4 protein-coding genes are annotated in these 4,477 nt (G+C 53.5%); 2 read left to right on the top strand and 2 right to left on the bottom strand.

Going from position 1 to position 4,477, the window contains the following annotated elements; genetic code table 11:
- Positions 1-101: 101 nt before the first annotated feature.
- Complete coding sequence (locus KM295_RS16630) at positions 102-1,475, top strand: APC family permease (RefSeq protein ID WP_418904824.1); 1,374 nt, start codon at positions 102-104, stop codon at positions 1,473-1,475.
- A 213-nt stretch (positions 1,476-1,688) separates the two neighbouring features.
- Positions 1,689-3,113, top strand: a complete 1,425-nt coding sequence (locus KM295_RS16625) for an IS4 family transposase (RefSeq protein ID WP_256031481.1) — start codon at positions 1,689-1,691, stop codon at positions 3,111-3,113.
- Between the two features lie 205 nt (positions 3,114-3,318).
- Here the strand turns inward: KM295_RS16625 and KM295_RS16620 are convergent, their stop codons facing one another.
- Both KM295_RS16620 and KM295_RS16615 read right to left on the bottom strand, forming a co-directional pair.
- On the bottom strand, positions 3,319-3,687 hold the full coding sequence (locus tag KM295_RS16620) for a DUF5615 family PIN-like protein (RefSeq protein ID WP_256031480.1): 369 nt from the start codon (positions 3,685-3,687) through the stop codon (positions 3,319-3,321).
- Positions 3,684-3,959: a DUF433 domain-containing protein gene (locus tag KM295_RS16615; RefSeq protein ID WP_256031479.1), complete on the bottom strand. Its 276-nt coding sequence runs from the start codon at positions 3,957-3,959 to the stop codon at positions 3,684-3,686. Before KM295_RS16615 ends, KM295_RS16620 begins: the two co-directional genes overlap by 4 nt.
- Between the last annotated feature and the right edge of the window lie 518 nt (positions 3,960-4,477).

The raw sequence follows: 4,477 nt of genomic DNA, 5'->3' as shown, positions 1-4,477 counted from the left end.
ACGCGCGCATCAAGCTACGTGGACTCTATCCAGTCCCGGTTGCCGAAAGCTAGTGAGACAATGGCTGAAGCTACACTGAGCTAGGGCTGCTTGACGCGACGATGATCGGTATGGGAGCGATGATCGGCGCTGGCATTTTCGTACTTACTGGACTTGCAGCCGAGATCTCCGGCCCGGCAGCGTTAATCGTGTTTTTACTGAACGGGGTTGTGACCGCATTCACTGGCCTCTCGTATGCGGAGTTGGCGTCTGCGATCCCGAAAAGCGGCGGCGGTTACGCGTTCGTCCGAGAGATCTTCGACGACTTCAGATCTTTCATAATGGGATGGATGCTCTGGTTCGCGTATATGATCGCCGGCGCGCTGTACGCGCTTGGGTTCGCGCCGAACTTTCTCGAGCTGCTTCACGTCTACGGCGTGGTAGCGCCACCGGATCAGGTCGGCGCAGTCGTGCTTCCGTTTCTGGGAGTCGGGGTTCCGGCAAAGTTCATTCTCGCGTTCGTGGCGGTCGCCGGTCTCGTTGCGTTGAACGCGGCATCGACCGCCGCGAGTGGAAGTGCGGAGACAGTGTTCACCATCATCAAGGTCTCTATTTTGGTGGTGTTCGTCGCGTTCGGATTTCTCTCGGCCGGTGGCGGTGGCGAAACCAGCTTTACGCTCCAGAACTTCGATCCGCTTTTTTCAGAAGGCTCCGGGCCGTTCAGTATTCTCCCTGCGATGGGGCTTACATTCATCGCGTTCGAGGGGTACGACCTCATCACGACCGTCACTGAAGAGGTCGAAAATCCACGTGAGAACATCCCCAAAGCGATCTTCGTCAGCCTGGCTGCGACTGTCGTCGTGTACCTCTTGGTCGTGACAGTGGCGATCGGCACCTTAGGAGCGACGAAACTCGCTGCGGCTGGCGAGGCCGGCATCGCAACGGCCGCGACCTCGTTTATGCCGACTGGCGTCCCCCTGATTCAGAACGGCGGCGCGCTCATCGTTTTCGGAGCGGTGTTTTCGACCATCACTGCACTGAACGCCGTCGTCATCGCCTCGTCGCGGGTCGCCTTCTCGATGGGACGGGAAGGCCAGTTGCTGCCGTCGATCGGACGGATACACTATCGCTTCGGCACACCGTTCGTCGCAGTGCTGTTGAGTGCAATCGTTATGCTCGGGTCCGTCTTTTTGCCCACACAGAGCGCGGGAAATATGTCGAGTCTGTTCTTTTTGCTGTCGTTCATCATCGTGAACGTCGCCGTGATTCGGCTTCGCCAGGAGCGACCGAACATGAACCGTCCTTACGAGATCCCATACTACCCGGTCCCACCGATATTGGCAATCGCGCTAAACGGGATACTCGCCGTAGTGCTGATCGGGTTTCTCATCCAGACGGATCTACTGGCACTCTTTCTCAGTATCGGGTGGCTGGGAGTTGGCGTGATGATGTACGTCGCACTCAACAAGTTCCGAGCGCGAAGAGAAACTGAGTAGTGGATTTCGGGATGCAGGCAGGAAAAGTATCTCTGAATCCCATACCGGGATAGGAGTAACGGCTGGTTGGCACAGCCAGTAGCCGTCTCTCGAGGCGTCTACAAACCGTAAACATTCCAAACCAGCGGCGCAGTGCCGTGGGAATCTTCGCCCTTCAGGGCTGTCTTTTACCCACAAGTGCTAACATCACAGCTGACGAACCAACGCCGGAAGATGGGAGGAGGTCCACACAGTTGGCGACCAGAAGTCGATGAAGATGGACAGCTACGTGACATGGATGTCTCTGGATGGATTCGAACTGAGTTCCGACCAGCCGAGTTTGGAGACAAACGGCTTACCGACCGCCTGGTACAGATTGGAGATGAACTCGGCAGCTCGCCTGCCGAGTCCATCCCAGCATCCTGTGAAAACTGGGCCTCCACAAAGGCTACGTACCGATTCTGCGATAATGATCGTGTGACCCCTGCCGAGATCCTCTCCGCTCATAAACAAGCACAGCACTCGCGAGTGCGTGGCGGAGACGAGCTACTGGTCGTCTCCGACACCACGTATCTCACCTACCCACGTCATCCGGCGAAGGATGGACTCGGCGACATTAGCTCCGAAGATATTGATGTTCAAGGAGTCAAACTGCACTCGTCAATTGGGATCTGTCCCGACACGCACCGAATGACCGGGGTCATCGACCAGCAGGTGCTGGTCGAGGACCAACAAGCAAACGTCGACTACATCACAAACGGCAAAAACGACCCAATCGAGGTTGAAACCCAATACGAGAAATGGCTGCGTGGAGACAGAGCAGCGCTTGAATGGATTCCTGAGGATATACGTCCGATTTTTGTCCACGACAGGGGCGGCGACGCGTTTTCGTTGTTCGAAGCATTCGGCCGAAAGCGTGACAACACTGGCTTTATGGTCCGAGCGAATCAGAATCGGCGTATCTGGACTGAAGACGGTGATGCTGGAAAACTATATGAGTGGAGTAGCGACCTCGCCGAGCGAGGTCGCGACTCAATTGAGATTCAACAGGGTGGTGGACGTGAGGCTCGGACAGCAGAAGTGTCGATTGCAACAGGCACGTGTGAGATTCGTGCGCCAAAGAACAATCCTAGCCAAGAGGGATCAGTCGAGATCAATATGGTGAGAGTGGACGAAGTCAGTGAGACGGACGATCCGATTCAGTGGGTGCTACTCACCACTGAATCGGTCAAAACGTTCGATGATGCCTTGACCATTATCGAGTACTACAGCCTTCGATGGCGGATCGAAGACTGGCACAAAGTGCTGAAGAGTGGCTGTGAGATCGAAGAAAGACAGCTTCAGACGTGGGAACGTATGGAGGTCTTGCTGAGCGTCTACTCAGTGATTGCGTGGAAGGTGCTAGAGTTACGGGAACTAGCACGGGGTAAGGACTCGCTTGCGCCAGAAACCTTGTTAAGCGACGCTGAGCGCGCAGTTCTGGAAACGAAATTTCCAGAACTGAGCGGTAAGAGCGGCAAAGCGTATGCGGTACATGTGGCGAAACTTGGAGGGTATCTTGACCGAGGATCTGATCCACCGCCGGGGTGGCAGACGATGTGGAAAGGGCTTCAGAAGCTCCGCATGTGGGCAGAAGGCTACGAACTGGGTGCTGAATGAGCGCTCAGCCGCTCATTCAGCGAAATTCCTCATGTATTCAGCTTCTGTTCAGGGTTCTATTGTCTGTTCAGCCACTGGGATCGTTCACTGGCGTCGATAGTGACGTCTCGCTGACTAATTATTTCATTTCAAGTCGAATCTAATTGATTTTTCTCAATAGCGTTGAGTTATGGGTAAAAGACAGCCCTTCAGGGCCGAGAGGATGTCAATCGTGGAACCAGTCGTACCATTCCCCGAGATCGACGAGTTCGTTCCTAAGCTCTGCCGTCTCGTATTGGTTGAACACTTCATCTACTGTTCGAGCGAGACCTTCCGGATCTGTATCCGGGCGGCTCTGATCGTAGTATAAGAGGATACCAGCGTGGTCATAATCCGCGTGAAGCGACTCGAAGTCTTTCGCGTTGTTTGAGATCAAAACCGTGTCATTCTCCGAACACCATCTCAACAGTCCGGCATCGTCCGTGTGCTCTCCGAACAGATCTTTTGCCTGCTCAACGTTGTGACCACGCTCCTGAAGTACCCGTTCGAACACTCGTCCTACGTGTTCGTCCAAAAGAATTCGGGCACCCGTCACTTCACGGTCTCTTTCGGCTTGAGCGACGTTTTACGAACTTCGTCGAACGCTGCTTCGTTCGTCTGTTCGTACTCACGCATCTCCGCTACATGTTCATAATAATACGAGAGGGCCTCATAGACGGCAGCAAGAGAAACGTCAAATTGATCTGCCACAGCTGCGGGAGATTGACCACCTTCGATCACACGAGCGGCGACATGACGAACGCCGATACGGGTACCATCAATCCGTGGCTCACCGCCAAGCACATCCTCGTCACGGGTGATCGTCATGGTGATAGATACGGTGCCTGATTGTTTATATCTTTTCGGCAGAGGAGCGAAGATTATAATCGTGCGTCGACAACTCAACAAGGACCTTACCGAAGAGGTGGACGTCCGAGAGTCACCGGGGATTCTTATATGAGATTCGGCAGATAGAACTCAATAAACATGAACAGAATAGGCAGTATTACAGAACCGATCAACTGGGTGATAATGCTCAACTGAAGAGGGTATAGACTGACGGAATTGTAATTTTCGTAATTCCGTTGGACCCGCTCAAGCTCCAATCGCTTGTTTAGTTCTGAAAGTTTATTCTGGTTTGGATCGTTCGTGGCATTCTCTATACGATGGTATTCCTCACGAAGGTCCTCAAGCATATTGTCTCGATATTCCTGTGCTCTACGATTGACAATCGTAGTAGGGTAAATGAACGAGACAAATATTGTGAGGACGCTCATCTGTAGAAGTCAGTACTTAGAATTTTCTCGAACCAGCGATCTGTATTGAGTGTGAGGCTGAAGAAGTTC

The sequence above is a fragment of the Natronomonas aquatica genome (assembly GCF_024449025.1).
Classification (GTDB): Archaea; Halobacteriota; Halobacteria; order Halobacteriales; family Haloarculaceae; genus Natronomonas; species Natronomonas aquatica.
Note: the sequence above shows the minus strand (reverse complement) of the source record. Positions and strands in the feature narration are given on the sequence as shown.